The sequence below is a fragment of the Arthrobacter sp. 9AX genome, assembly GCF_902506095.1.
Lineage (GTDB): Bacteria > Actinomycetota > Actinomycetes > Actinomycetales > Micrococcaceae > Arthrobacter.
The window spans coordinates 4,149,594-4,175,640 of the sequence record NZ_LR733293.1; the positions used below are offsets into that span (position 1 = coordinate 4,149,594).

Genomic DNA, 26,047 nt, shown 5'->3' on the forward strand with positions numbered 1-26,047 from the left:
CCGTTAGGCCTGTCTGCCCGGCCGCTGCTCGGCAGCGGCGATGATGGGCAGGGTTTTCAGGTAGGTGTCCGGGTTCAAAGAGATGGAATCGATGCCCCGGCTGATCAGGAATTCGGCAAGGTCCGGGTGGTTGCTGGGGCCCTGCCCGCAGATTCCGATTTTGATGCCCGCCTCGTGGGCCTTGTCGATGGCCTGGGCAATCATGGAGATCACGGCGGGGTCCCTTTCGTCGAACAGCCCGGCCAGCTGCTCGGAGTCGCGGTCCACACCCAGGACCAGTTGTGTGAGGTCGTTGGAGCCGATGGAAAAACCATCGAAGCGTTCCGCGAATTGCTCGGCCAGGACCACGTTGGAGGGGATTTCGCACATCATGTAGATCTGCAGACCGGCGGTGCCCCGCGCAAGGCCGTGCTCTGCCATCGTTTTGATCACCAGGTCCGCTTCGCGGACGGTGCGGCAGAAGGGGACCATGGCGATGACGTTGGAAAAACCCACTTCTTCCCGGACCCGCTTGAGGGCTTTGCATTCCAGGGCAAAACCTTCGCGGTAGTGCTCGCTGTAGTAACGAGAGGCGCCGCGGAATCCCAGCATGGGGTTTTCTTCCGGTTGCTCAAAGGAACCCCCGCCGATCAGGTGGCTGTATTCGTTGCTCTTGAAATCGCTGAGCCGGACTATCACGGGCTTGGGGTGGAAGGGTGCGGCGATTTTGGCGATTCCGGTGGCCAGCACGTCGATAAAGTACTCCTGCGGGTCGCTATAGCCGCTGGTGAGCTTCCGGACGAGCGCTGCTTCCTCCGGGTCTGTCACTCTTTCCGGCTGCACCAGCGCCATGGGATGAATGCGGATGAGGTTGTTGATGATGAATTCCATCCGGGCCAGGCCCACTCCCGCGGCCGGCAGCCTCCACCACTTGAATGCTGCGGCAGGACTACCGATATTGACCATGACATCTGTGCGTGTGGTGGCAAGCGCCGTCATGTCCACGTCCTCCACGCTGAAATCGAGCAGGCCTTCGTAGACCCGTCCTTCTTCGCCTTCTGCGCAGGAGATGGTGATGGGACCACCATCGGGCAGGGCTTCCGTTGCGTTCCGGGTCCCAACCACCGCGGGCACGCCAAGCTCCCGGCTGACGATGGCTGCGTGGCTTGTTGGCCCGCCGTGATCGGTGACGATGCCGGCGGCCCTCTTCATGACCGGAACCCAGTCCGGATCGGTCATCCGGGTCACCAGCACGGCACCATCGACGAACGATTCGATGTCCTTGGCATCCCTGATGACGCACGCCCGTCCACTGGCAATGGCATCCCCAATCGCAGCCCCCACGGCCAGTACATGCCCCGGCTGGCGAAGATGATAGATGCGGAACGTCGAGCCGCTGCGTTGTGCCTGCACCGTTTCCGGCCTGGCCTGCACCATGAACAGTTCGCCGGTTATCCCGTCCTTTGCCCATTCCATGTCCATGGGCCGGCCGTAATGTTCTTCAACGGCAACGGCCCAGCGTGCCAGCAGGACAACTTCCTGGTCGTTCAGCACCAGGGAGCCCTGCTCCCTTTCGCTCGTTTCCACTGTCCTGGTCCGCGCGCTTCCCCCTTGGCTGTAGACCATCTTGCGTTCCTTTGCGCCCCGTTCCCTTTGAATGATTGGGGTGAGGCGCTGGTCGGCCAGCAGCGGCTTGAAGACCTGGTACTTGTCCGGGTTGATGGTTCCCTGGACCACTGTTTCGCCAAGGCCCCAGGCGGCACTGATGACCACAGCATGGGGAAACCCGGATTCAGTATCGATGGAGAACATGACGCCCGAGGCGCCCAGATCGGAACGGACCATCTGTTGGATACCGACGGACAAGGCGACGTCCAGGTGGTCGTAACCCTTCATTTCGCGGTAACTGATGGCTCGGTCTGTGAACAGCGAGGCGTAGCAGCGCAGGCACGCTTCGAGAACCGGACGCTCCCCCGCAACGTTTAGGAATGTTTCCTGCTGGCCCGCGAAACTCGCGTCCGGAAGGTCCTCGGCGGTGGCACTGCTGCGGACGGCAACCGACACCTCGTTCTGGCCGGCTCGGCTGGAAAGGAGACGATAGTGCTCCTGGATCGACTCCCCGATGCTGTCGGGAAATTCAGCAGCAAGAAACAGCTCCCTGATGGCGGCACCGGTCTGCCGCAAGGTTGCACGCCCTGCACGGTACTCTTCGATGTAAGCCCTGATGCGGGCCTCCAGCGCATTGGATTCAAGGAATGCGCGATAGGCCGAAGCGGCAGTGGCAAACCCTTCCGGAACTCTCACCCCCGCTGACCGCAGGGCCCGGCTGAGCTCCCCCAGGGAGGCGTTTTTACCCCCCACAGACGCTATGTCGCCTATTCCGGTGTTTTCGATCCACTTGACGTGGGCATTGGTCAAGGACCTCGCGGGAGCAGTCATGCCTCGATTGTGGGCCGTGACGGAAGGTGCCGGGCAGAGTCTTAGGTCCTAAGCAGAACACGCCACGAGCGACAGCTCAGCTACATCCGGCCCCAATGGCTTCGGATGCCCTTATAGGCCCAGTCAGCGGCCAGTACAGCCGGCACTGCGAGCCCGGCCAGGATCAGGCCGGATGCCGGAGGCGGAGCCTGGCCCAAAAGTGCAGCGATCTGCGGAATATACAAACACGCAGCAAGGACGGCCAGTTCAACCAGCACCGCCCACACCAGGAGCCTGTTCGTACTCCAGCCGAGCCGCCACGGCGGCACCGTGGCACTTCGGCACGCGAAGGCATTGGCCAACTGTCCCAACACCACGGCTGCGAAAGCAGCCCCCGATGCCGCCATCAGAAGCTCCGGGCCCACGGGCTCGCCGCGGCTCCAGCCCCCGCCGAAAAGAACTGCCGAGAAGGCCGCCATTTCGATTGCCGCCTCAATGGGGCCAAGCACACAGAAGACCCTCACCATGAGCTGCCGGTCCATCAGGTGCCGCCGTTCGGGCGGCCGGGTCAGCACCCGTTTGCCCGGCTGCTCGGCACCCAGGGCCAGGGCAGGAAGTAAATCGGTGCCAATGTCCAGGGCAAGGATCTGAAGGACGCCGAGGGCAAGCGGAAACTGGCCGCCGGAAAGGGCCCAGACAACAAAGGGGGTCAGCTCGGCCACGTTGTCCGTGAGGTGGTACGTCAGGAAGCGGTGGATGTTCGAATAGGTGGCCCGGCCCTGCTCGATGGCAGCCACAATGGTTCCGAAATGATCGTCAAGGAGGACCAGATCGGCCGCTTCGCGTGCAACGTCCGTCCCGCTCAGCCCCATTGCCACACCAATGTCCGCTTCACGCAGGGCCGGGCCGTCGTTGACGCCGTCGCCTGTCATGGCCACAACGTGCCCCCGGGCTTGCAGCGCCTTGGCCACCCGCAGCTTTTGCTCAGGGGATACCCTGCTGACCACCACTCCGTCCCGGTCCAGGAGGGCTCCAAGCATTTGCTCATCCTCCGGCAGGTCAGCACCCTCCACCACGCACTCCGGTACGCCCATCAGCCCGATCTCACGCGCTATTGCCGCCGCCGTCGCCGGATGGTCGCCGGTGATCATGCCCAGTTTCAGCCCCGCCCTGCGGGCATCCCGGATAACGTCGCCCGCGTCAGGCCGTGGCGGATCATGGAGCCCGATCAGACCCAGCAACTCCAGGCGGCATTCGAGGTCCTCCGCAGGGTGGGATGACCAGGCGTCCGCCGGACCATCCAGCCGCCTTCGGGCCACGGCAATGACACGCAGGCCCCGGGACGCCATCAGCTGGACCTGGCCCTTCAAAGGACCCGGCAGCTTTTCGCACAGGGGAAGAACAGCTTCCGGGGCGCCCTTGCAGAAAAGTTCATCTCCCACGATTGCCGATTCCCGCCGTCGTACGGGATCAAAGGCGAGGCGGCGAGAGGGGGGCTTTCCTGCGCTTTCCGTACCAGTGAGGCGCCGCGCCAACACGTCGATCGCCGCTTCCATGGGGTCCCCCGACGCCCGCCATTGCCCGTGGTGCAGTTCAGCACGGCCTTGCGAGGCGGCGCGGGCCGCCAGCGCGACCTTTGCAGCACTAACTGCTGCTTCACCCTGCACCGTCGCTTCAGGGCTGTATCCCTCTCCCAATATCCGGACAGAGCCTTCGGGGGTGAAAACCTCGACGGCGTTCATCCTGTTCTGAGTGAGGGTCCCGGTCTTGTCGGTGCAGATAAAGGTAGTGGACCCCAGGGTCTCCACGGCCTCCAGGTTGCGGACAAGCGCGTTGCGGGACGCCATGCGCTGAGCTCCCATGGCCAGAGACAGCGTGACAGTGGGCAACAAGCCTTCCGGGACAAGCGCGACGGCAACACCGATGGCGAACAGGAAGGAATCACGCCACTGAATGCCCACCAGGAGTGACACCAGGAAAAAGAGGGCGGCAATGGCCAGGGCCACGGATGCCACGACCCGGACAATCCGGCGCAGCTCCGAAGACAGCGGTGTGGGTGGGGAAGCTGCTCCCGTGGTGAGGGCTGCGATCCCGGCCAGACGGGTCCGGGCGCCCGTGGCAGTCACTTCAGCCTCAGCGTCGCCGTTGATCAGGAACGTGCCACCCCATGCAGAATCACCTGTCGCTTTAGGCACCGGATCACTTTCACCGGTCAGCATCGACTCGTCCACAGCGCAGGCAGCCGCCGAAATCAGCTTGACATCGGCCGGGACGCGGTCCCCGGCCGTCAGGAGGACGACGTCCGCGGGCACCAGTTCACTGGCGTGAACGGTGAGGAAATGTCCTTCCCGCCGCACCCGGACGTCGGCGGGCAGCAAACCACGCAGTTTAGCCGCAGCGTGCTGGGCCCGTTCCTGCTGGATGTGGGCGAAGACGCCATTGACAATGACGACGACGATAATCGCCACGCCGAGTTGCGGCATGTCTGCGAGAAAGGCCAGGCCTGCGGCGCACCAGAGCATCAGAGCGAAGAAGTGGGTCAGCTCCCCCCAGAGTTTCCGCCACTGCGGTAGGGGTTTCTCCTCCGGAAGGAGGTTGGGACCTGCCTGTTTCAGGAGCTCCGCAGCCTGGTGGGAGGTCAGGCCGGCCACGCTCATCACACTTCGTCCGCCTCCTGGCCCACCAGGACCACCGGGCAGGCAGAATGCGCGGCGCATGCCTTGCTGACCGAGCCCATGGATGTTCCCAGGAACCCTCCCTCACCGTGCCTGCCCACCACCAGCAGCTGCGCCCGCCGGCTCTCCTCCACGAGGACCTTTCCTGCCGGACCAAACCTGACGGTGACGTCAATTTTTTCGGGGCGGTTGCCGGGGAATGCCCTGGCCAAGGCGTCCCCCACCAGGCGGGCGGCCGTGTCCTCCAGCCGGGCAGTCAACGGGTGCTCACCGCCTTCAAGGTGCGCCACAACCAGATAGTCGGGCATCCCGATGCATGTGATGACTTCCAGCCGGGCGCCCAGCCGCGCGGCCAGCATGCCAGCGTAACGGAGGGCGGTTGAGGAGAATTCCGAACCGTCGACGCCCACAATCACGGGTTTGGAGACTTTTTCTGAGTTCATACCCACCACACTCCCTTTTGCCGGAGGCAGCGGGAAGGGCCGAAAGTCATGCGGCAGCCCGTACGTTGACTTCCTTGTAGCCCGCGGTTCCATGGGCGGTATGTCCGGACCCGTGGAGTGCCCTTAGTCCGTTCATGATTGTGGCCAAGTCCACGAGTTCCTGCAGGAGGGCTCCCGTGACCGCAGGGATGTAGCCCGTCATGGCTACCGCCATCAATCCCACACTCAGTCCTATCCCCGTCCAAATGCTCACAAGGGCAACTGCTATGGTGCGTTTGCCGATTTCGACTGCCAGCGCAACTCTGGATAAATCATCGAGCATCACGACAACGTCTGCTGATTCGCTGGCAGCGGTGGCACCTTTGGCCCCCATGGCGATCCCGACGTCCGCGGCGGCAAGGACAGGGGCATCGTTTATGCCGTCACCCACCATCACGACTGGGCGCTCCCGCACGGCCGCTACCGCTTTGACCTTGTCTTCGGGCAGGCAATCGGCCTGCACGTACCGGATCCCGGCCTGCTGTGCGATGTGGGCGGCGGTCCCGGCTGCGTCTCCGGTGAGCAGCATGGTGTGTTTGACTCCGAGGTGATGCAGCCGCGCCAGTGTCTCGCCGGCCTCGGCGCGCAGGGGGTCTTTCATGATGAGGGCACCGGCATACACGCCGTTGACAGCCACATAGACAGCAAGCTCGCCGGTGTGCAAGGCCGCCTCCCGGAAGCCTGTGGATGACTTCCGGACCAGGCCTGCTTTGCCGACCACCACCCTGTCACCGCCACAGACTGCCTCCACCCCCTGCGTAGCGTGTTCGGTGGCCTGTGTTACCGGAAGGAGCTCGAGGTTGCGCAGGGCAGCGGCTTCGATGACCGAGGCCGCCAGCACATGCGACGAGTACTGTTCGGCGGAGGCAGCAAGCTGCAGGATCCGCTCGGCGTCGCTGGCTTCACCGGTGCCTGGTCCCTGGCTGGGTGCCGCTTGGATTACGTCCAGGACAGGCCGTCCGGAGGTCAAGGTTCCGGTCTTGTCAAAAACGGCCGTCCTGGCCTTGGCCAGCTGTTCGAGCGTCCGGGTGTTCTTGATGATGATGCCCTTATGCGCAGCCTGGCTGGTGCCGGCAAGGAACGCCACCGGCGCGGCGATCAGGAGCGGGCAGGGCGTTGCCACCACCAGGACCTGGGCGAAACGCACCGGATCCTGGGAGAGAAGCCACGCGGTCCCAGCCATGACGACCGCGAGCACAGTAAAGGGAATGGCGTAGCGGTCAGCGAGGCGGACCACCGGGGCCCGGCTGGAGGAAGCTTCCTCGACCAGGGCGATGATGCGGCTGTACTGGGAATCCGCGGCGGTGGCGGCGGCCCGCATCCTGACTGCCGCCTCACCGTTGACGGAGCCGCTGAGAAGCAGTTCGCCCCGTGCCCGCTCCACAGGCAGGCTTTCCCCCGTCAGGGAGGATTCATCAAGGCTGGCTTCATCTGACAGGAGGGTTCCGTCGACGGGTATCAGCTCAGAGGGCCGCACCACCAGCACGTCACCTGGGACAACGTCGCCGACTTTGACGTCTTCCAGCACTGATCCTGTGGCTTCCCGGTGGGCGAACCGGGGGGCCCGGTCCAGCAGGGACCGGAGTTCGCGTGCAGCCCTTCCCTGCGCGAAGGTTTCCAGCGCTTCCCCGCCGGAGAGCATGAGGATCACCACCAGCGCGGCGAGGTACTCCCCCACCCAGACCGTGCTGGCGATGGCCATCAGCGCCAGGACGTCTATTCCCCATCGGCCCTCCCCCAAGGAGCGGAACATGGATACCGCACGGGTGACGGCGACGACGCAGGCATAGGCGGACGCTCCGAGCCGGACCGGCTGTTCCAGGCCGTACTGCAGCAGAATGCCGGTCAGAAGGAGCACCAGGCACGTCACCGCCACCAGTGGGTAGAGCCGGATAAAGCCGGTAAGCCTTCCCCACGGCGGCTTTCGGACGTCTTCGCTGCCGACGTCGGCCATGGCTGCAGGGCTGTGCCCGGCGGGCCCCGCCGGCCTTCCCTCAGGCAAAACCCGCCCATGTGGGATCATCCATGGCTCCACCAGGTCAAAGGCGAAGTGACCCTGAAACGCCGGCCCGTTACCGCTGTGGGAATGATCCTCACGAAGTGATCCTTTTGTCCTGCCTGCCAGGGAAAAAGAGTGAGGCCAACGCCTGCCATAAGATCCGGGGAGGGCTCAAGGACAGCAGCCTGGCCCTTCACCTCGACACTCCATGAAGTCCCCCGCTCCTGGTCCGTGCCATCAGCTTCAAAAGCGACGGCGAAGGGCCCGGTTACTGCGCGAAGCTTGGTTCCTTCTCCGGTACGAAAGACCACCGCTCCCTGATCAACCTTGTAGTTCACGGGAAAGACCTCCGGATGATCATCCACCACCACAGCGAGATGACCCACCGAAACCCCGCGCAGGAGGTCCCAGCATTCGCTGGAACTCAAGACCTCTACAGCTGGTATTGCTTCCCCGTCCTGGGAATCGTTGCCCATACAGCTGAACGTACTGCGGCGGAAGGGGCCGCACTAGGGCATTTAGGCCCGGGGCGGGACCCGAACCGGCACCTGCATGACTTTCGGCCCTGCCCGGCGAAGGCCAGCAGACCCCATGCTCGAAGAGTCCAGCCATGCTACTTCCAGGAAAGGACGCACTCAGCATGAAAACTGTCATTGTGTACGACTCGGCCTTCGGCAACACGAAAGCCATCGCAGATACTCTGGTCTCACGGCTGGGAAGCAAAGCCACCGCTGTTCCCGTGGACCGTTTCGATGCCAGACAAATCCGGGCCGGAGACCTCCTCGTTATTGGCAGCCCCATCAATGGCTGGCGCCCTACTCCCAAGATCACGAAGGCGCTCGTCGAACTGGCAGCCCGTGGACTCAGCGGGGTAAGGGCCGCTGCCTTCGATACACGCGTCAAGCTGTTCATCCACGGGGACGCAGCCAAGAAGATAACCCGCACTCTGAAGGCCGCGGGCGCCAGCATCGTCACCGGCCCCATGGCCTTCTATGTTAAAGGAAGCGAAGGCCCCCTGCTCGGGGGCGAAACGGAGCGCGCAGCAAGCTGGGCCGGGGATCTGATCGCTTCGCTGAAGGACCGGGGCAGTCCCGGAACAGTGTGATCCCACAGACGGGTCCAAGGTCTTTGGGCCCTTTTACGGAAGCAGCACCCACCATAGGATCTGGGCATGACCGACAAGAATATGGTGCCAGAAGCAGAAGTTCTCGACTCAAGCGAATGCTGGAAACTGCTAGAACATACCAGCGTGGGACGCTTAGCCGTCGTCGTCGACGGCCAGCCCGATGTATTTCCGGTGAGCTTCAAGCTTGACGGCGAAGACCTCCTCTTCCGCACCGGCGAGGGGAAGAAGCTGCAGGCCATGGAAGCCAACTCGCTGGTTGCCCTGGAAGCTGACAGTGTAAGCGCCGAATTTGGCCTGGCGTGGAGCGTTGTGGTCAAAGGCAAAGCGGTCCAGGATGACGCCGCCGGGCCGGCACTGAACGAGACCCGCCGCGGGCTCTTCCCCTGGCAGGGTGTGGGCCAGGACCATCTCATCCGGATCGTGCCACAGTCGGTGACGGGCAGGAGATTCACCCTGTCGACTGCCGGTACGTGGCGGACCCCTCTGGATGAGGCCACCCGCGCCGGGCTCGAATAGCCACGGCCGGCTCAGCTGACGGTGCCGACACGTGGACTGTCGCGCACTTTTTTGAAGGCTCTCCCGCCGCCTACGACATCTATCGCGCGGCAGAACATGTGGTGTCCGGACTGGGCCCGGTGGAAGTCCGCGTTACGAAGAGCCAGGTTTCTTTCCGCCGCCGGCGCGGCTTTGCATACGTCTGGCGCCCTGGCGCCTATGTAAGGTCGGCGGTTCCTGTCGTTTTGTCGCTGGCGCTGCCCTGTGAAGAGGCGTCGCCACTTTTCAAGGAGATCGCGCACCCTCCCCCGGGTTGTGGATGCACCATCTTGAGGTTCTGGACAGCAGCCAACTGGACGGTGAGGTGGCGGACTGGATCCGACGGGCCTATGAGGCTGCCGGCTAAAGACGCCGGGGCAACAGGGTTTAGAGTCCTACGACCCTATGACACGCTGCGCCGTCGGTGCACGCTTAGGCCATGACTGACGACGTTGCCCAGCACCCCAGGAAAGTCCACCTCACTCAGCAGTCCGTCGCCGTGGTTCGCGAACGCGTCCCCATGGATTCACTCACGGATTTCTTCGCCCGAGCTTTCGGAACCGTCATGGCTGCAGCTCAAAAACAGGGTGTGAACCCTGCAGGACCCCCTTTCGCGCTCTACCGGGGCACGCCCACCGACACTGTTGACGTGGAAGCTGGATTCCCGATCACCGGTAATTTTGTCGGCGTGGAAGGAGTGGACCTGCGGACATTACCCGAAACCGATGCCCTGGAAGCTATCCATTTCGGGCCGTACGACACGCTGCAACAGACGTACGGGGCAATCCAGCAGCAGATGGCAGCGGACGGGATGACGCCGGCCGACGTGATGTGGGAGTTTTATCTGAGTGACCCGGAGTCGGAACCCGACCCCGCGAAGTGGCAAACACGGGTCATCTGGCCGCGTGCGTGACTGACCATCACAGACACCCCCGCCCCCGAAAGTACCTGTGTACTAACTGCCATAGGAGGGGCGTACTGAACTGGGGGCGGCTTGCTGCAGCTTGTGTCCCAGGGTCCGGCCCCACACACGCGCGCGCTCCAATTCCCCGGGCAGGAGCTGGTTCTGGCCGGTCACGGGGAAGCTCTCCGGCTCGGCGAGCCTGCGCAGGCCCTTTTGTTCGAGTTTCCGCATGATTCCCTTGGAGGCATGGCCTGTGAGGAGTTCGGGGGCGTCATAGCGGGTGTCGAAAGAAGTGGCCCATGCGGTTCGGGGGTCCAGCGAGGTCAGCCACTCACGCAACCAGGGTCCCTCGGCGCCGGGGTCGACCTCCTCACCGGCGGAAACCGCTCCCTTCACTCCGGCCTCGCGTAGTTGCGGACGGCTTAATCCGTGGCCGTGAGTGGGTCCCCCGGCCACAATCAGTGCAATGCCGGCCAGATTCTCCCGCTGGACATCCGCCGCGCGGACAACCACTGCATCAACAGATTCCCGAAGCCCCTCCGCGACAGCATTCGCTACCTCATGGGTGTTGCCGTAGATCGACTCATAGACGACCAAAGCGTGTGTTGCTTTACTGTTTTCCATGTTTAGACTGCCTCTGCTTGAGCACCGTCATGGCGCGTGAAAGTCAGGTCCCAAGGTTTCCGGCCGCTGCTGGTTTGCGACCACCCGTCCCGGGCTATCTGCTGGCGGAGCTCGGCGAGGCTTGCCTCCATCCCCGGGGCCCATTGTTCTTCGGGAGGGGTGGCTCCCAAAGATGGCCCCGGAAAAGTGTCGCTGACATAGAGCCGTGGATTGCTATCCGTCTTCCCAACAAACCTCAGCTGCGTCCGTCCGTATTGGGAGCCGAGTGTGAGGAGGATGCGGGCCCACCAGGAGATGGACGCAGCATCCTCGAGCTCAATTTGCAGTGTTTCTTCCATGGAAACACCCTAGAAAACGGACGTCAGGCCAAACTAGAGACTTAGGTCATCTCTTCCCCAGGTAGGGAGGACGCTGTGCGGCCCGAAAACGGGGTCCAACGGCACTACCGACCCGGCACTGGGTGCAGGACACTTCGTTCATGCCTGAAGTTGAACCGTTTGCGCCACACCAGTCAGACTCTTTGGCCAGCCTTCATCCGTGGAAGCCACTTTTCCGGTGGGCAGGGTTTGCTTCAATCTTTTTCGTGCTCCTGCTGATCGCCGCACTGATACTTGACTTCCTCGCGCCTCCGCCGGTGCACGGAGGGGCGGAAACCCTGAACTTTATTGCCGCCAACAAGGTGAACTACATTGCGGAGCAAATTCTGTGGATCCTGCCCAACATCCTTCCGGTGTTGGTCTTTGCCGCCCTCTTTGTCGCCCTTGCCCCCACGCAAAGAAGCCTCGCGCTGATTGCCCTCATTTTTGGTGCCCTGCCGTGGGCGCTTATCCTGGCCGTCCCCGTCAGCAGCCGCGGATCGCTTAATCTTGTCTATCTCAGTGACCGCTACATGGAGGCGGCCACTGAAGAGGGACGCAGAATATATGCCACCGCCGCCGAGGCAATGATCGCCGAGAACAACACCCCCGCGATCGTAGGAACCTTTTCAGCGTTCGGAATTCTGCTGATGGCAATTGCGATGAGCAAGGGGCCCAAGACCCTCTTCCCCCGGTGGGTTGCCTGGGTGGGGGTCGCAACAGGGGCCCTGGGCGTGGCAAGCGAAATCCTCCGCCATGCCGTCCCTGAGTTTTATTGGGGCTACGGCATCCTGCTCTGGGCTTGGTTTATTGCAGTCGGTATTGCCCTGATCCGGCTGTCCGCGCAAAGAACGGGCGGTAAATCATCAGGGCAAGCCCCACAAACAGCAGGGCGAAGGCCATGAACGCAGCCATCAGCGTAAGCGACGCATCCGGGTCTTCCTTGACGAACATGACCACGGCCATGGACGCCACCGATGCGGCCAGGAACGCGTAGCCGGTCAGCAGCGGATACATAATCTTCAAGGCCCACTTCGCACCCAGGAGCAAGCCAACACCTGATGCCACGGCCACGGGCACAATGATTCCAAGGTCCATCAACTTCACCATCCAAAAGGGAGTGGGGCTGGACGAATACTCGGTCAATGCAGCGGGGTTGGCCCACGCCGTGAGCAGGGACCGCAGATGCTGGCCCACCACCAGAAACGCCGCCACCAGCAGCAGCGAAACGCCGGCTGTTGTTCGGACTGCGCCAGGAGGGGAAGGCAGCTCCCGGGGGACTGCAAGAAGCGATAGAACAACCGCGGCCTCGGCAAGGACAAAGACGGCCAACAGCAGCGGGAACCAATACTCCACATTCCCCGGAAGCCGAAGATACTCCTGCCCGATAACCACCTGCGCATAGGTGTAGATGGCATAGACGCCAATGCCGCTGCCAAGAAGCCGCCCGGCAGGCTGGTCGCGGAAGACGAGCGCTGCGGCCAGGATCGTGGCCGGGAAAACGACGAAGAGCGCTGCGGCGTCACTGCCCAGCAATTGGTTGATTGTCGTATCCGAGGTCCGGTACTGCATGAAGCCGAAGCCCAACGGCCCCACCAGCGATGCAGCGGCCATGCCCAATCCCAAGAAAACCAGAACAAGCGCCAGCGCCTGTCTCATTATCTGCTGCCGTCTCCGGGCTTTCCCTGTAGCTAAACCGACAGTGTCATTCATTGATAGCACCTCCAGCAGCGAGGATAGGCAGGGGCATTCAGCACCGGATAGAGCCAAAAGGCTCTGAAAATTCCCGGAAGGCCCGCTGCCGGGTTTGCCGCTACCCGCTGGCTCCCGGCTGCTCCGCGTTTCCGCTGTGGTCCCTGCCGATGGCATCCCCCTGCAAACGCGTGTCAGGAGGCAGCCCGCCGGGCTCAACTGCAGCTGGCTGCGAGAGCATGCTCCGCAACTCCTCCAGCAGCTCAAGCTGCTGGCTGTTGATGGCCATCAGCCGGTCAATTTCCAATTTTGACTGCACATCCGTCTCGTAGTCGTGCCGTGCCATGGCCGCCGCAATCGCGTCCTGGCGCTTGGCGGCAATCAAGAGGATGGCGCCCTGAAGTCCGGCCAGCATCGAGAGAAAAAGGTTGAGGAGGATGTAGGGATACGGGTCCCAAGCGGCCTCCGATGCCAGGACAAACGAATTGACCATGGCCCATCCCGCCATGAACGCGATAAAAAGGCCCACAAAGGTCCAGCTGCCCATCCCGTTGCGGAGGACGTCTGCCGCCCGCTCACCCCGGTTTAAGCCCTCCTTGTGCCGCGCATGCCAAGTACTTCTTCGCTCGCTCATGTGCCTAGGGTATTGGCACCTGGAACCCGGCTCCCCAACTGCATAAAACCAAGGGCGCCGCCAGCTTATCCGGGGAGTAACCATTGCGGGACTTTGGCCCCTAATGACTGGCCCTGCCCTCTGGCAGGGTAGAGGGGAGCTACGAAGAATGCACCATGGTCAGGCGTTGTGTCGAGGCAATTGCACCGACCGGGAACTGGTGGGACCACGTGCTGCACGTCCGGGGGCAAGAGGCTTGAAGGAGACCATGACATATGGCTGGAATGTTCGAACTGTTTGTTGATGAGGATGCGCAGATCAGGTTCAGGCTGACAGCGGTCGATGGAAGGGTGCTGGCGGTGTCCGGACCATACGCCGACAAGCATCAGGCCGCCAAGGCCATCGAGGACGTGCGCGAATGCGCTGGCACAGGTTTGATCCGCGATCTTGCTCCTGCTGCCGGCCTTGCCCGTGCCTGGCCCCACGGTTGTGCACCCAGTTCCGGCCATCCGTTTCCCGCACGGCTGGTTCCCTTGGTGCGGTCTAGAAAACCGGCAGCCCTGTGACCACGGAGATTCAGACCCGAAAGGCGCGGGTTCTGGGTGTCGAGGGCTTGATCAAGCGCTTTGGAGAACACACGGTCGTGGACGGCGTCTCTTTCCACATCGAGGCGGGCGAAACCTACGGGCTGCTGGGTCCCAACGGGGCGGGCAAAACCACCATCATCTCTATGGTGGCGGGGCTGATACCGGCGGACCAGGGATCCATCGAACTGGCTGGCTTCGCCATGACCCCGACGACCACCAAGGCCAAGGCACATATCGGGCTGGTCCCCCAGGAACTGGCCATTTACCCCTGCCTGTCAGCGAGGGAGAACCTCCTGTTCTTCGGACGGCTCCAGGGCCTCAGCGGCCAGGACTTGAAGAAGCGCACAGGGGAGGTGCTTGACCTCCTCGGCCTCGGTGACCGGGCGCGGGAGCAGACCAAAAAATTCTCGGGCGGAATGAAGCGCAGGCTGAACATCGGCATCGGGCTTCTGCACCGGCCAACCCTGCTGATCCTGGACGAACCTACGGTAGGGGTTGACCCCCAGTCCCGGAACTCCATCCTGGAATCCGTGGAAGGACTCGCCACGGAAGGAATGGCAGTCCTTTACACCACGCACTACATGGAAGAGGCCGAGCGGTTGTGCGACCGGATCGCCATCATTGACGAAGGCAGGATCCAGGCAGAAGGCACAAGGAACCAGTTGGTTGAGCTGACCGGAGGGGTGGACCGCATCGAGCTGCGCGGCAGCGGAAACACCACTGCTACTGCAACCGCGCTGCGGCAGCTCCCAGGCGTGCAGCACGTCGACGGCGGCGGGTCGGGTTTGACGCTGACCGTACTCAACGGGCCGGGCCTGCTGGCCCCGATCGTGGCCGAAGCCGGCAGAATGGGGATGACGCTGACGTCCGTGGAGATCGTCCGGCCCGACCTTGAATCAGTCTTCCTGCACTTGACCGGCAAAGCCCTCAGGGACTGAAATGCGCGGGCTCTGGGCGATGATCGGCAACGACCTCAGGCAGCGGATCCGGGACAAGAGTGTGTTGATCTTCTCGCTCGTTGTCCCGCTGGCACTCATGGGCGTCCTGAACCTATCCTTCGGGGGCTTCGACAGCGGGAGCGTCGAATTGAAGCCCGCCATCGTTGTCGCAAGTTCGGAAGACAGCGGACAGCTTGGTACCGCGCTGCTGGATGCCGTGGACTCGCTGCCCATCATGGATGTCACCGTGCGAAAGGTGCCTGCAGCCGACGTCGGCCGGGAGACCAGGGACACCCGAGCGGACCTGGGCATCATCCTGCCCGCGGATTTCACGGCGGGCGTGGTGTCAGGACGTGCCGTTTCCGTCCAGGTCGTTGAAGGGGATTCTGCAGGCGTGGAAACAAACGTCCTGATTTCCGTCGTAGACGGCCTCCTGGAGCAGTTCGTGGCGGGGACCGTTACTGCAGGGGCAGGCGAGATGGCCGGGCTCCCCCACGAGGTCCTCGGTGGTCTTGCCCAGCAGGCTGCAGCTGGAAACCCTGCCCTGACGCTGACCGAGGGCCAGTCCTCCGCGGAACAACTCTCGCTTAAAGGGACTCTCGTGGCGGGCCAGGCCGGGCTCTTCCTGCTCTTCACCGTCGGTTTCGGCGTCCTGGGGCTGCTGGCTGAACGGGAGGAGGGCACGCTGGCCAGGCTGCAGTCAACACCAGTGGCCCCCGGGACCATCATTACAGCCAAGGCCCTTGTTGGATTCATCCTCGGCGTCGTTGCCACGACAATCCTGCTGACCGCCGGCAGCCTGCTGTTCGGCGTCTCCTTTGGCTCCCCCGCGGTCGTCGGACTCCTGGTCCTGGCAGTAGCAGCGGCGGCTACAAGCCTGACGTTCATCGTCGCACGCCTGGTCCACAGCGCGGAACAGGCGAACATCGCCCAGTCCATACTGGGCATGGTGCTTGGCATTGCCGGCGGCGCGTTCTTTCCCATCGAGGCCTCGGGGTTCCTCGCCACCCTGATGGATCTCAACCCCGTTGCCGCCTTCATTCGAGGGTTGGGCATTACGGCAGGCGGCGGCGGATTGCCCGACGTCGCAATCCCCCTCGCCATCATGCTGGGTTTCGCCGCAGTCGCAACGCTGGCATCGCGCCTGGTTCCGGACAGGGGCGCCCGGCCATGAGAAGCATACTTGGAATCGCCAGGGTGGAAGTGCGCCGCTTCCTGCGGGACAGGTCCAACATCTTTTTCGTCTTCATTTTCCCCCTCCTCCTGATCCTGCTGCTCGGCTCCCAGTTCGGTGCGAACAGCGGTCAGGCACGCGTAGCCCTCTCCGGTGGCACCGGCACAGAACTCGAGAAGGCCCTCGCAGGCCAACTGGAAGAGGACGGCATCCAGGTCTCCAAAGCCGGAGCCGAGGCCGTGCGCGACCAGCTGAGCCGGGGCAGGACCGACGTCGGGATCTTCATTCACGACGACGACGCCACGGCATACGCCGGTGGCCAGCCGGCCGCCCTGGACGTGGTAGCGGCCTCGCAGTCAGCCGCCCAGGCCGTGCTTCAGCAGGTGCGCGCCTCCGTCCAGGTGGTCAGCACCGAACGGCGGCAACAGTCCGTCCTTGAATCCGCCGGTGTGGGCGTACCGGAGGCGGTGGCAGCGCTGGAGCAGTCGAGGAATTCTGTGGAACCGCCGCGCGTGGAGGTGGTGGACACCAACGATGTGACGCAGGCGTTCCAGGGACTGGGCCGGTTTGACCTTGGTGCCGCACAGCAGCTCCTGCTGTTCGTCTTTCTGAGCTCCCTCACAGGTGCAGCCACCCTGATCAAGGCCCGCCGGCTCGGTGTCATTGCACGCGTTATGGCTGCACCGGTTTCAAGCTGGCAGGCGCTGGCCGGGCAGGCGCTGGGACGGTTCGGTATCGCCGCCGTCCAAGGCGGTTACATCATGATCGGAACTGCCGTGCTGTTCGGGGTGGACTGGGGAGACCCCCTGTTGGCCGGGCTGGTCCTGGTGCTCTTCTGCGCAGTCTGCGCCGCGGCAGCAATGGTAATTGGTGCGGTGATGGATAACGACGGCGCCGCGTCGGGTGTGGGGGTAGGTCTGGGCTTGGTGCTGGCTGGCCTGGGTGGGTCCATGGTGCCGCCGGAATTCTTCTCCGACACGCTCCAGGCGGTGTCCCGTTTTACCCCGCACCGCTGGGCGTACGACGCCTTTGCCGATATCCAACGGCACAACGGCACACTGGCCGACATCCTTCCGCAGCTGGGCGTCCTCGCCGCCATGGCACTTGCCCTGTTGGCGCTTGGATCATTCCTGCTTCAGCGCAGCCTCAGCCGGGCCTTGTGAGACAACCGGGGAATCAAGCCGGTCCACAAGCAACAGCACGCCGACCCGTCATCAGGATGACGCCGGTGATGATGGTTGCGTCGATTTCATCGTTGCCCCCCGATGTCCCGGCAAGCGCCCCGCCACTTTCCTTGCCTCGGGCTGAGTTCGGGCCGGAGACGGTCATAGGGCACCACAAAGCCGACGCGTTACTTACATGCCCTAAAAACTGGACGAACTGCCCGAACCGGAAAAGCTGCCGCCACTGCTGCCGTAGCCGGTGGTACTGCCGCCACCGCCCCGGGCCGAGCTGACGCTGCTCACCCCCGTGTTGAGCCCGGAGTTGAAGGTCGCGACCGAGAAAAAGTTATAGGACGGGTATACGGTGCCCAGAATGCTTGGCTCGTAAGTACGGCGGCGCTTGTGGTTGGGGGCATCCTGGGCCGCTTCCATCTCCTTACGCATCAGTTGTGCTTCCCGTTCGTTCTTTGCATAGCCTTCAATGACGGTCTCAGCGTGGTTTTCCAGGAGCACGGCGAGGTGGGACCGGGCGTCGTAAAGGCGGTCCAGCGCCTTCTCCGGAGTGATTCTGCCTTCGGCCAGCTCCGCGGTCCACCGCTCGATTTCCCTTAGGCTTTGGTCCCGGAAGGACCTAAGTGCCGCCGCGGTTGTTGAGTCCCCCTGGGCATGGCGCTTGGTGAGGAGCTGTTCCAGTCCGGCAAGATCGCTGCGGAAGGGTGCCAGCTGACGGTCCCACGCTGTAGGCCAGGTGTTGGCGCGGTTTAGCAGGGCGTTTGTGTCCGCTATGACATCGTCGAGTGCGTCGAGTTCGGCAGCGGCGTCCGCGTAGTCCCGGGCGATTTTAAGGTTCTTGCGGCGGCTCAGCTGGCGTCCTGACAACGCGTGCACCTTGTTTGAGAGCTCGCTGGCTGCTTTATAGCGCTTCAGGAAGGTGTGGTGCTTCTCCAGCACGTGGCTTCCATACCTCGATGATTCAGGAATCGTGCCGGCGTTGAGCTCCGTCACTTCAAGGTCCATGCTGACGTTGGCATAACTCTGGTCCCCGCGCTTAACTTCTTTCCGGCTGGCAGACCTGGTGAGAGCACGCACAATGATCCATGCTCCCGCACCCAAGGCTGCTGTTCCCGCTGCCACCCAGGCAGTGATCAGGAAAGCAGCAGAACGGTACCAGGGCTGGTTGATCAGCTCGGCGGCACGCCGGACACCCGCGATGGTTCCATCCGTCCACTGCGCATCCTGGAGGAGTTCCTTTGCCGCGTCCTGGATGTCATTCCGCTGTTCGAGGGACACTTTGCGGTCTTCGCCCATGTAGGTGCCGACGTGGCGTCCCACCGGATCAAGGGCAAAGATGAAGATACCATCTGTCCACTTCTGCCCGTCTGTGCTGATCCACCCCGGGTGCTCGCTTCGGGCAAACCTCAGAACCTCTTCATTGAGGTTGTCCCCGGTCCTGCCGTTGTAGGTATACACAACAACCCGGGTGGGTTCGTAGAATTCAATGTCCTCAATCGCCCGGACCAAAGTGTTTTGGTCCAACACCCCTGCGGTGTCCTGAACCTCGATGGACACAGGCAGAACTGCAAAGGCGGTGGCTGCGCCGCCGAGCAGCATCCCAACCAGGGCCAGCAGCGAACCGATAGTTCTGCGCACTGTGCTGCCTTTCGTGTCTCCTGCGACTGTTGGCTCAAATGGCGTTCCAACCATTATCGGATGCAAGCACCACGCCATTGATGTTCGAGCCGTCCCGGCTCAGCAGGAAGGTGATTGCGGCGGCCAGCTCACCGGCCTCAGCAATGGCCGGCACGTTCACTTGCATGAAGGGACCGAGTACCTCAGCTGCAAGCTGGGACTTGAATTCAGCATGGATGTTCGTCTTGGTCCCGCCCGGAGCGACCGCATTGACGCGGATGCCCCGCCGCCCGTACATAACAGCTGAACTGCGGGTCAGGCCGATGACAGCGTGCTTTGAGACGGTGTAGGCGGCACCTGCCGCGGATCCGCGCAGGCCGGCCTCCGATGAGACGTTCACGATGGAGCCGTGTCCCGAGGCCAGCATGGCGGGCACCACTGCCCTCATGAGGCGCATCATCGAGGTCAGGTTGACGTCTAGGACGCGCTCCCATGTGGCGTCATCGAGTTCATGCACGGGCTGGAAAATGTCCATGATGCCAGCCACGTTCGCCAAGGCGTCAATGCGTCCCTCGGCGGCAGACACCACACGCTGCACTGCATCTTCTTTGCTGATATCGCCGGTGACGGGCATGAAGTCCAACTCCCCGTACTCGGCCACCAGCTTGTCCAGGCCCTCCTCGCTGAGATCGCTGGCAATCACCCGGCCGCCTTCGCGGGCAACGCGCAAAGCGGTGGCAAGGCCTATGCCGGAAGCAGCCCCGGTAACGATGACCGTTTGGCCCTCGAACCGGTTAGGGGTGATGTTTTCCTGCCAGACGGGCATTGGTTGCTCCTAGGTCGATAAAGCAGCCATTGCATCCGTGGCGTTGTGGTGCTGTGCTTGGCGGCGTGGGTACATGCTGATTGGGTGGATGCAAAACGCCTTCCATTCCCTCAGAATGCTGTCCCGGAAGGAGCCGTGACAGGGTCAAAGGTCCCTCGAATCAGAGGTGAATAACCTATGCAGGAACCGGAATCCATCGTCGTCGGCTACGACGGTTCGGATGAAGCTGGGGCGGCCGTCCGGTGGGCAGCGCAGCAGGCGCACCTGCGCCGTTGTGCCCTCAAAGTGGTGCACTGTTCTATATGGCCGCTGCTGACCAGGAACTTGGGTCCGGTACCGGGCGTTGCTGACAGCGGGCTGGAACGGTCCGCCGAAGTAATCCTCGAAGAGGGAGTCAACCAGGCCCGGGCGGCCGTGCCGGACCTGGACACCGGGGGTACATTGCTGCACGGTTTGCCCGCATCGCACCTCGCGCGCATCTCTGCCGGTGAACGGATGCTGGTCGTGGGGAGCCGGGGATTAGGTGGCTTTCTTGGACTGCTCGTCGGGTCCGTAAGCCTGGAGCTGGCAGCCAGCGCCGATTGCCCCGTTGCTGTCATCAGGTCTGATCTGCATCCCACCGGTCCTGTCATCGCCGCCGTCGATGCATCAGGTTCCCCTACGGCAGTCGAAGACGCGCATGCCGTGGCTGCCGCCTTCCAGGCCCGCCTCAACATCGTCCATGTCCGCCACCCGTCTGCCGGTTACCGGCCGGGGGACGCGAACCACGCTGTGACCGTCGAGGAAGCCGCCGAAGAAATCATCAACTCCGCCGTTTATCACGCCCGCAGCTTTGCTCCCGGTGTGCACGTCGAAGGCAGGATCCTTACCGACACTTCGGTCCCCCATGCTCTGCTCAAGGCCTCGGCAGAGGCGCGGATGCTGGTGGTGGGAACCAAAGGCCACGGGTTCGTCAGGGAGACCATCGGTTCAACCGCCCACGCCGTGCTGCACCAGGCGCGTGGCCCTGTCCTTATCTCCCGCCGCGGCGCCGGTAACGCCGGTCCGGACAGCGAAGAGCAGGCCCGCGTTGGTCAACGGTAGCAAGAGTGACGGCGCTGCCGGCCGGCCGGCAGCGGAAAAACAGGCAAAGCGGATGGCGGCCACGGCCTTGGGCGCGGCCGGCCTGGCGGCAGCTGCCATTTACGGGGCAGTGTGGCGGCCTTGGCAGCTGACGTGGGGAGCAACTTCCGAAGAGGTCGCCCGGCCTTTGCCCGGCGATGACCTGGTGCCATTCCCGACCTTCAACGCCACCCGTGCCATCTCCATTGCGGCCCCTCCCGAACAGGTATGGCCGTGGCTGGTCCAGGTCGGACTAGGCCGCGCCGGATGGTACAGCTATGACCTGCTCGACAACCTCGGACGGCCCAGTGCATCACGGGTTCTTCCCGAATGGCAGCACCTCGCACCGGGAGACGTCGTGCCAATGAGCCCGGACGGGAAGCACGGAATAAGAGTTCGCTCGCTTGACTTCCCCAGCTCGGTGATTTGGGGCACCCCCGGCGACGCGAGCTGGGTCTGGCAGCTTGACGAGGTTGCGAACGGCACAACTAGGCTGATCACCCGGATCCGCTCCCGGATGAGGTGGGCACCGATGTCCATCTTGTTCTCCCTGCTCCTGGAGGTGGCGGATTTCTGGATGATCCGGAAGATGCTGACCGGTTTGCGCGAGCGGGCTGAAAAGAAACCAACCAACCGCTGAGCTGGACATCGGGCGTGGCGATTTTGGGTAACAAATCAACGTGTGGACGCACGTCCTGGGAAGCGCCGGTACGGTCGCTGCGACCCTCCTTCCTTCGATCAGAAGCTGGATCATGGACCGGCGGTGAGTGCAGCTTGCTCTTCCGGCCCGTTCACCGTAGGTAGGTGGCGCCGGACTGTTGCTGGCGCCTGACCACGGAATTTTCGGTGACTTTCGACTCTGACCAGCAGCCGTCTGAGGAGGCATGTTGAGATGACCAGAGATCGAACGGAAGGAAAGCCATGAGCACCGGTGGAGGGATCGAGCATGGCCGAGCCCCGGATCCATGCCACGCACACGACGGCAGTACCAGGCCTGTGGCCGAGGATCACGGATCAGGACAGGCTTTACCGTTGAACAGCCCTGCGGTCCGGGCCCAGCCTTCAGCTGCCGGCGGCATGCTGAATCCCAGCCAACGACAGCAACTGTTCGATGATGCCCGCAGGCAGGGCATCCGCCGCGGGAAAAACCGCTGGCTGGGCGGAGTGGCCAGCGGGATCGCAGACAGAATGGGCGTTGATCCGCTCCCCGTCAGGTTTGTCTTCGTCGTTCTTGCTTTTTTTACGGGCGTGGGTCCCGTCGCCTATGGTCTCGCCTGGGCGCTTCTGCCTGAAGAAGATGGTGACCGCATACATGCCGAAGAAGCCCTCCGCGGACGCTGGTCCACTGGCATGACCGGCGCCGCTGCCATGATCCTGCTGGGCTTTACAGGCAGCGGCCTGATCCTGCTCAACCCACAGTCCGGTTACTGGTGGATCCTTTGGCCCCTGGCCTGGCTGGCCGTTGTCGGAACGGTTGTGTACCTGCTCAGTAACCATGGCCGTTCGCTCGTGACCAGTAAAGGGTCCAATCCTCGCGGTCTGCGTCAACCCGCGAAAGAAGTCCGCCCCGAAAGTGATAATCGTTTGGGCAACCAAACACACCACTCCGGCACTGTGGGGAGCGGAAGCCTCCCGATGCGGCAAGAGCCGTCGGACTACGCCGGAATGCCCTTTGTGGCAGTCGTAACTGGGCTGGCCATCGTCCTGGCAGGGATTACGCTGCTCATTGGCTCCGTTGAGGTCGGCGGGGTTAGTGCCCAAGTGGCTGCGATCGCATGGGCCGCCGCTGCGGCCGGTATGGGATTGGGAATCGTAGTCGCAGGAGTAAGAGGCCGGCACCCCGGGCTCCTCAGCTTCCTCGGTGTGGTGGCACTGGTCTCGGCTCTGGTGACCGGCCTGGGCAATGCGGACGCCAACAACTTAGCGATGGGGCGGACGGTGGACTGGGCGCCGGGTTCAGCGACGGAAATCATCGACGGTTACAACCTAGTGGCGGGAAGCGGCAGGCTCGACCTGCGGTCCCTGAGTTCAATAAGTCCACTGGCTGCTGACATCACCGTACCGATCAACGCGGCTGCGAGTACCGTCAGCATTATCATCCCGGCGGACGTTCCTGTTCGGGTCAACAGCCGGTTGGTGCTGGGTACCGTTCAGTACATCGGCGACAGCAGCACCGGGACCTGGAATCCGGATGAACATAGCTACAACAGCGGCGCCCCGGGCGGAACCCTGACCCTTGACCTTCAAGGTGCATTGTCTACGATCAACATCGCCGAACCATAGAACACACACGAGGCCTGGAGTCCCGGGCGCAGACGCTTTGCCGCTACACGGAGTCAGAAGAAGCGGATCCGGTTGATTCGTGCATGGAAGAACTCGCCTTCCGGCCGCCTGTCCGTCCCCCACCACCACCCTGCCCTTGTCACAGAGGGCACGAGCACACCTGAAAACCGGGTTTCCTCTTCAATAGACACGCCGAAAGGGCATCTGCCGTGCGCGGACCCGTCCGGATTACCCCACCTCATCATCCAGACTTGGTCTACTCGCCCTTGGGGAGTGATCTTCATATGCACGTTTTCATCTTCCCCGTTAATGGTTCTGCTCATTGTGACAACGTCACGCCCAGGGCCTTTTGACCAGCGGGCGCCGCGAAAAGCGGTCGGGAGCAATGCTGCCTCCGCCGCCAGCCGTCCCCGCGCACTGCGTGTAACATCCGTCCCGGCAACGGTCATGACGGGCAGAAGGTTCAGGAGTCTCCAGCGCATTTCGCCCTCCCCGGAAGCGAGCCGGTCAAAGCCATGTATTGGGAGTCCAAACAGACGTGACCGAGCCACCCATATAAAGCCCCGCACTGGATACGCATTACCTGGTTCTCTGCCAGCGAGGACATTTCCTCTGGGGGCCCCTTCTCAATCCGGGGACTTAGGACCCTGTCGGAGGCAAACTCCCATCCACCATTCTTGAGGGGATGCATTGTCCAGCACCGTCAAGTGAGGAGCAACAGTGAAGGCCATCGTCTACGGCGGACCCGGGAAAAAGTCCTGGACCGAAGTCCCGGATCCATCGATCCGCAATCCCAGTGACGCGATCGTCAAGGTCGACACCACCACCATCTGCGGAACAGACCTGCACATCCTTAAAGGGGATGTGCCGGCCGTGCAGGAAGGGAGAATCCTCGGTCACGAAGGCGTAGGAACCATTACCGAGGTGGGCTCTTCCGTCACCACCTTGAAACCCGGGGACCGGGTCATCATCTCCTGCATCAAGTCCTGCGGCCACTGTGCCAACTGCAAGACCGGGCTCTATTCACACTGCCTGGGCGATGAAGGCGCAGCAGGCATCGGCTGGATCTTCGGTCACCTGATCGACGGCACCCAGGCCGAATACGTCCGCGTTCCGTACGCCGAAAATTCCCTTCATCTGCTACCCGAAGGCGTCAGCGACGAACAGGCCGTGATGCTCTCGGACATCCTCCCCACAGGCTTCGAAATCGGGGTCCAGTACGGTCGGGTCAAACCCGGAGACACCGTAGCGGTGGTTGGTGCAGGTCCCGTGGGGCTGGCGGCAATCGCTACTGCAGGCCTCTACGGAGCAGCCACCATTATCGCCATCGATTTGGATCGTAACCGTCTGGAGCAGTCGCGGGCGTTTGGCGCCACCGACATCGTTCTGTCCGGAGAGGCTGACTGGAAGAACCAGGTGCTCTCCCACACGGACGGGCAGGGAGTGGACGTGGCCATTGAGGCCGTTGGAATCCCCGCCACTTTTGACATGTGCACCGAAATTGTCCGGCCGGGCGGCACGGTAGCCAACGTCGGCGTGCACGGCAAATCAGTCGAACTGCACTTGGAAAAGCTTTGGATCCAGAACGTCAACATCAGTATGGGCCTGGTGAACGCCAATACAACACCCATGCTGCTTAAACTGGTCGCACAGAAAAAGCTCCCAGCCGAAAAGTTCGCAACCCATCATTTCCGGTTCGACGAGTTCATGGACGCCTATGACACGTTCGGCCGTGCAGCAGAGACAGACGCTCTGAAAGTAGTGATCTCCCGGTAGTCATAACGCCGTCCGCAGGTGCACGCCGGCAGGAGGGTTGGCGTGAAAGCGGCCAGCAGTTGACCGGCCATCAAAAGGTTAGGCCGTCAAAAGCCGTCGGGCCCGTTACCGCCTGCCCTGATTAAGCGGGTCTACCCAACGGAGGATGCTGAACGCATGTGCCATAGGTTCCACCCCACCGCGAGGAACCAGACCGCAAAGACCAGCCACCACCAGAAGTAGCCCATACCAATCAGCGACAGAAGACTAACGCCCACAAGTTCCGACGCGGCCGCAGCGATGCCCAAAAAGGCCGTCCACTTCGAAAACACGCCCCGAAGCATAACCAGCGACAGGATCAGCACGCTAACAGCGAAAACGGTCTCATACAAAGGATTGTATGCATCCAGGGGTGCGGTGACGGCTTCCGCTGCAGCGACGAGGTGCTGCCGTCGCTCAGGATCCGCAGCGGCGTACTGATCGCTGAGAAACAACATTCCAAGCGTTCCTGGATAAAAGGAAACGAACAGGATTTGGCACGAGATCGCAAGAATGGATCCAACGGCTGCATAACCCTTCTCCACCGGTGACAAGGCCACGAAGATGGCCGCGAATACCGGAATGGCAAGGAAACCCGGCCCAAGGGTCAACGTCTGGAGAGCCAGCCACCACCCCCGGTGGTCGGCGATGAAAGTAAGCAACGCTTCCCCATTAGAGGTCCGCGGGTAGCCGACAGGAAAGTACAAAAGCGCCGGCGCCACGATCCCCAGCAGGACGTAACCGAACGCGGCGACCCCTCCGACTGTGAAAATGCCGTTCCAGGAAGGGAACAACGCCCCCCTAGTATTCCCGGACTCCGGTCGCGAAGACTTGGACATGAGCATAGCCTCATCTCTACTTCGGATGCAGATGACCCACCACTACGATCATCACGAGGAAATCCAGAGGTTGTAAGGGCCAAAATGCCTAAAGCGGAACACGATCAGGGCGTGACGCAACGATATGGTTCGTGTCGGAGCACAATTGTCCGCCGGTACGCCCAAGGCTTACGCCGGGACCCTCGGGCTAATGGGGCGCCGCCCGGCGGCGCTACCGTCAGGAGACGTCCTCATAGGGCCTAGTACTCAGGCGGCGTGGAGTGCTAACCGTTCGAGTAAGACGTTTACGAGGACCTTCGACCCTTCCACGA

General features: G+C 62.7%; 25 protein-coding genes. 13 read left to right on the plus strand and 12 right to left on the minus strand.

The genetic code is table 11. The annotated features are described in order from the left end of the window. Positions 1–3: 3 nt before the first annotated feature. From ppsA to BACI348_RS19270, 5 genes are all read right to left on the minus strand, one after another. Positions 4–2,418, minus strand: a complete 2,415-nt coding sequence (gene ppsA, locus BACI348_RS19250; RefSeq protein ID WP_159829274.1) for a phosphoenolpyruvate synthase — start codon at positions 2,416–2,418, stop codon at positions 4–6. An 80-nt stretch (positions 2,419–2,498) separates the two neighbouring features. Continuing rightward, positions 2,499–5,054: a cation-translocating P-type ATPase gene (locus BACI348_RS19255; RefSeq protein WP_159829276.1), complete on the minus strand. Its 2,556-nt coding sequence runs from the start codon at positions 5,052–5,054 to the stop codon at positions 2,499–2,501. Further along, positions 5,054–5,515, minus strand: a complete 462-nt coding sequence (locus tag BACI348_RS19260) for a universal stress protein (RefSeq protein WP_159829278.1) — start codon at positions 5,513–5,515, stop codon at positions 5,054–5,056. Before BACI348_RS19260 ends, BACI348_RS19255 begins: the two co-directional genes overlap by 1 nt. A 46-nt stretch (positions 5,516–5,561) precedes the next feature. Beyond that, the gene (locus BACI348_RS19265; protein WP_236557646.1) at positions 5,562–7,508 is read right to left on the minus strand and encodes a heavy metal translocating P-type ATPase; all 1,947 of its coding nucleotides are present in this window, start codon (positions 7,506–7,508) and stop codon (positions 5,562–5,564) included. Between the two features lie 65 nt (positions 7,509–7,573). Beyond that, the gene (locus BACI348_RS19270) at positions 7,574–8,029 is read right to left on the minus strand and encodes a pyridoxamine 5'-phosphate oxidase family protein (RefSeq protein ID WP_159829282.1); all 456 of its coding nucleotides are present in this window, start codon (positions 8,027–8,029) and stop codon (positions 7,574–7,576) included. 164 nt (positions 8,030–8,193) lie between these two features. On the opposite strand from BACI348_RS19270, the gene BACI348_RS19275 reads away from it, so the two are divergent. From BACI348_RS19275 to BACI348_RS19285, 4 genes are all read left to right on the plus strand, one after another. Next, entirely contained in the window at positions 8,194–8,658 is a 465-nt protein-coding gene (locus BACI348_RS19275; protein WP_159829284.1) for a flavodoxin family protein, read from the plus strand. 66 nt (positions 8,659–8,724) lie between these two features. Beyond that, a complete protein-coding gene (locus tag BACI348_RS19280; protein ID WP_159829286.1) occupies positions 8,725–9,195 on the plus strand; it encodes a pyridoxamine 5'-phosphate oxidase family protein in 471 nt (156 codons plus the stop codon). A 298-nt stretch (positions 9,196–9,493) separates the two neighbouring features. Then, complete coding sequence (locus BACI348_RS20955; protein ID WP_268892384.1) at positions 9,494–9,580, plus strand: hypothetical protein; 87 nt, start codon at positions 9,494–9,496, stop codon at positions 9,578–9,580. 72 nt (positions 9,581–9,652) lie between these two features. Next, the gene (locus BACI348_RS19285) at positions 9,653–10,126 is read left to right on the plus strand and encodes a GyrI-like domain-containing protein (RefSeq protein ID WP_159829288.1); all 474 of its coding nucleotides are present in this window, start codon (positions 9,653–9,655) and stop codon (positions 10,124–10,126) included. Between the two features lie 42 nt (positions 10,127–10,168). On the opposite strand, the gene BACI348_RS19290 is transcribed toward BACI348_RS19285, so the two are convergent. Continuing rightward, positions 10,169–10,741 (minus strand): flavodoxin domain-containing protein, encoded by a 573-nt coding sequence (locus BACI348_RS19290; protein WP_159829290.1) that lies wholly within the window; start codon positions 10,739–10,741, stop codon positions 10,169–10,171. A 478-nt stretch (positions 10,742–11,219) separates the two neighbouring features. On the opposite strand from BACI348_RS19290, the gene BACI348_RS19295 reads away from it, so the two are divergent. Then, entirely contained in the window at positions 11,220–12,002 is a 783-nt protein-coding gene (locus tag BACI348_RS19295) for a DUF4386 family protein (RefSeq protein WP_159829291.1), read from the plus strand. Here the strand turns inward: BACI348_RS19295 and BACI348_RS19300 are convergent. Next, a complete protein-coding gene (locus BACI348_RS19300; protein ID WP_159829293.1) occupies positions 11,905–12,711 on the minus strand; it encodes a hypothetical protein in 807 nt (268 codons plus the stop codon). The two genes, BACI348_RS19295 and BACI348_RS19300, sit on opposite strands and share 98 nt — an antisense overlap. A gap of 199 nt (positions 12,712–12,910) precedes the next feature. Beyond that, a complete protein-coding gene (locus tag BACI348_RS19305; RefSeq protein WP_159829295.1) occupies positions 12,911–13,423 on the minus strand; it encodes a DUF1003 domain-containing protein in 513 nt (170 codons plus the stop codon). A 254-nt stretch (positions 13,424–13,677) separates the two neighbouring features. Between BACI348_RS19305 and BACI348_RS19310 the strand changes: the two genes are divergently transcribed. The 4 genes from BACI348_RS19310 to BACI348_RS19325 are packed head-to-tail and all read left to right on the plus strand — an operon-like array spanning position 13,678 to position 17,264. Beyond that, the gene (locus tag BACI348_RS19310; protein WP_159829297.1) at positions 13,678–13,968 is read left to right on the plus strand and encodes a YegP family protein; all 291 of its coding nucleotides are present in this window, start codon (positions 13,678–13,680) and stop codon (positions 13,966–13,968) included. After that, a complete protein-coding gene (locus BACI348_RS19315) occupies positions 13,965–14,927 on the plus strand; it encodes an ABC transporter ATP-binding protein (protein ID WP_159829299.1) in 963 nt (320 codons plus the stop codon). Before BACI348_RS19310 ends, BACI348_RS19315 begins: the two co-directional genes overlap by 4 nt. Position 14,928: 1 nt before the next feature. Further along, positions 14,929–16,101 (plus strand): ABC transporter permease, encoded by a 1,173-nt coding sequence (locus BACI348_RS19320; protein ID WP_236557647.1) that lies wholly within the window; start codon positions 14,929–14,931, stop codon positions 16,099–16,101. Next, entirely contained in the window at positions 16,098–17,264 is a 1,167-nt protein-coding gene (locus BACI348_RS19325; RefSeq protein WP_159829301.1) for an ABC transporter permease, read from the plus strand. The genes BACI348_RS19320 and BACI348_RS19325 overlap by 4 nt, the downstream gene beginning before the upstream one ends. Before the next feature lie 201 nt (positions 17,265–17,465). On the opposite strand, the gene BACI348_RS19330 is transcribed toward BACI348_RS19325, so the two are convergent. Both BACI348_RS19330 and BACI348_RS19335 read right to left on the minus strand, forming a co-directional pair. Continuing rightward, on the minus strand, positions 17,466–18,875 hold the full coding sequence (locus BACI348_RS19330; protein WP_236557730.1) for a DUF5129 domain-containing protein: 1,410 nt from the start codon (positions 18,873–18,875) through the stop codon (positions 17,466–17,468). A 73-nt stretch (positions 18,876–18,948) separates the two neighbouring features. After that, a complete protein-coding gene (locus tag BACI348_RS19335; RefSeq protein ID WP_159829305.1) occupies positions 18,949–19,719 on the minus strand; it encodes an SDR family NAD(P)-dependent oxidoreductase in 771 nt (256 codons plus the stop codon). A gap of 177 nt (positions 19,720–19,896) precedes the next feature. On the opposite strand from BACI348_RS19335, the gene BACI348_RS19340 reads away from it, so the two are divergent. The 3 genes from BACI348_RS19340 to BACI348_RS21205 all read left to right on the plus strand — a co-directional run bounded on the left by BACI348_RS19340 (position 19,897) and on the right by BACI348_RS21205 (position 23,103). After that, positions 19,897–20,802: a universal stress protein gene (locus BACI348_RS19340; RefSeq protein WP_159829307.1), complete on the plus strand. Its 906-nt coding sequence runs from the start codon at positions 19,897–19,899 to the stop codon at positions 20,800–20,802. A 52-nt stretch (positions 20,803–20,854) separates the two neighbouring features. After that, positions 20,855–21,460, plus strand: a complete 606-nt coding sequence (locus BACI348_RS19345; RefSeq protein ID WP_159829309.1) for a hypothetical protein — start codon at positions 20,855–20,857, stop codon at positions 21,458–21,460. A gap of 548 nt (positions 21,461–22,008) precedes the next feature. Next, entirely contained in the window at positions 22,009–23,103 is a 1,095-nt protein-coding gene (locus tag BACI348_RS21205; RefSeq protein WP_503487634.1) for a PspC domain-containing protein, read from the plus strand. A 53-nt stretch (positions 23,104–23,156) separates the two neighbouring features. Here BACI348_RS21205 and BACI348_RS21180 read toward each other — a convergent pair whose 3' ends face one another. Continuing rightward, positions 23,157–23,672 carry a DUF6920 family protein gene (locus BACI348_RS21180; RefSeq protein ID WP_442858518.1) on the minus strand — a complete coding sequence of 172 codons (516 nt, stop codon included), beginning with the start codon at positions 23,670–23,672 and terminating at the stop codon, positions 23,157–23,159. Between the two features lie 151 nt (positions 23,673–23,823). Here BACI348_RS21180 and BACI348_RS19355 point away from each other — a divergent pair, with 151 nt between their 5' ends. Then, on the plus strand, positions 23,824–24,879 hold the full coding sequence (locus BACI348_RS19355; RefSeq protein WP_159829313.1) for a zinc-dependent alcohol dehydrogenase family protein: 1,056 nt from the start codon (positions 23,824–23,826) through the stop codon (positions 24,877–24,879). A gap of 131 nt (positions 24,880–25,010) precedes the next feature. Here BACI348_RS19355 and BACI348_RS19360 read toward each other — a convergent pair whose 3' ends face one another. Further along, entirely contained in the window at positions 25,011–25,691 is a 681-nt protein-coding gene (locus tag BACI348_RS19360) for a hypothetical protein (protein ID WP_159829315.1), read from the minus strand. Positions 25,692–26,047 lie beyond the last annotated feature (356 nt).

Coding starts and splice junctions, on each gene's coding strand:
- BACI348_RS19255 (WP_159829276.1), bottom strand. CDS start 5,054: ATGAGCGTGGCCGGCCTGACCTCCCACCAGGCTGCGGAGCTCCTGAAA.
- BACI348_RS19340 (WP_159829307.1), top strand. CDS start 19,897: ATGCAGGAACCGGAATCCATCGTCGTCGGCTACGACGGTTCGGATGAA.
- BACI348_RS19310 (WP_159829297.1), top strand. CDS start 13,678: ATGGCTGGAATGTTCGAACTGTTTGTTGATGAGGATGCGCAGATCAGG.
- BACI348_RS19345 (WP_159829309.1), top strand. CDS start 20,855: ATGGCGGCCACGGCCTTGGGCGCGGCCGGCCTGGCGGCAGCTGCCATT.
- BACI348_RS21205 (WP_503487634.1), top strand. CDS start 22,009: ATGGGCGTTGATCCGCTCCCCGTCAGGTTTGTCTTCGTCGTTCTTGCT.
- ppsA (WP_159829274.1), bottom strand. CDS start 2,418: ATGACTGCTCCCGCGAGGTCCTTGACCAATGCCCACGTCAAGTGGATC.
- BACI348_RS19330 (WP_236557730.1), bottom strand. CDS start 18,875: ATGCTGCTCGGCGGCGCAGCCACCGCCTTTGCAGTTCTGCCTGTGTCC.
- BACI348_RS19295 (WP_159829291.1), top strand. CDS start 11,220: ATGCCTGAAGTTGAACCGTTTGCGCCACACCAGTCAGACTCTTTGGCC.
- BACI348_RS19300 (WP_159829293.1), bottom strand. CDS start 12,711: ATGGCCGCTGCATCGCTGGTGGGGCCGTTGGGCTTCGGCTTCATGCAG.
- BACI348_RS19335 (WP_159829305.1), bottom strand. CDS start 19,719: ATGCCCGTCTGGCAGGAAAACATCACCCCTAACCGGTTCGAGGGCCAA.
- BACI348_RS19270 (WP_159829282.1), bottom strand. CDS start 8,029: ATGGGCAACGATTCCCAGGACGGGGAAGCAATACCAGCTGTAGAGGTC.
- BACI348_RS19305 (WP_159829295.1), bottom strand. CDS start 13,423: ATGAGCGAGCGAAGAAGTACTTGGCATGCGCGGCACAAGGAGGGCTTA.
- BACI348_RS19260 (WP_159829278.1), bottom strand. CDS start 5,515: ATGAACTCAGAAAAAGTCTCCAAACCCGTGATTGTGGGCGTCGACGGT.
- BACI348_RS19275 (WP_159829284.1), top strand. CDS start 8,194: ATGAAAACTGTCATTGTGTACGACTCGGCCTTCGGCAACACGAAAGCC.
- BACI348_RS19285 (WP_159829288.1), top strand. CDS start 9,653: ATGACTGACGACGTTGCCCAGCACCCCAGGAAAGTCCACCTCACTCAG.
- BACI348_RS20955 (WP_268892384.1), top strand. CDS start 9,494: ATGCACCATCTTGAGGTTCTGGACAGCAGCCAACTGGACGGTGAGGTG.
- BACI348_RS19325 (WP_159829301.1), top strand. CDS start 16,098: ATGAGAAGCATACTTGGAATCGCCAGGGTGGAAGTGCGCCGCTTCCTG.
- BACI348_RS19280 (WP_159829286.1), top strand. CDS start 8,725: ATGACCGACAAGAATATGGTGCCAGAAGCAGAAGTTCTCGACTCAAGC.
- BACI348_RS19320 (WP_236557647.1), top strand. CDS start 14,929: ATGCGCGGGCTCTGGGCGATGATCGGCAACGACCTCAGGCAGCGGATC.
- BACI348_RS19290 (WP_159829290.1), bottom strand. CDS start 10,741: ATGGAAAACAGTAAAGCAACACACGCTTTGGTCGTCTATGAGTCGATC.
- BACI348_RS19265 (WP_236557646.1), bottom strand. CDS start 7,508: ATGGCCGACGTCGGCAGCGAAGACGTCCGAAAGCCGCCGTGGGGAAGG.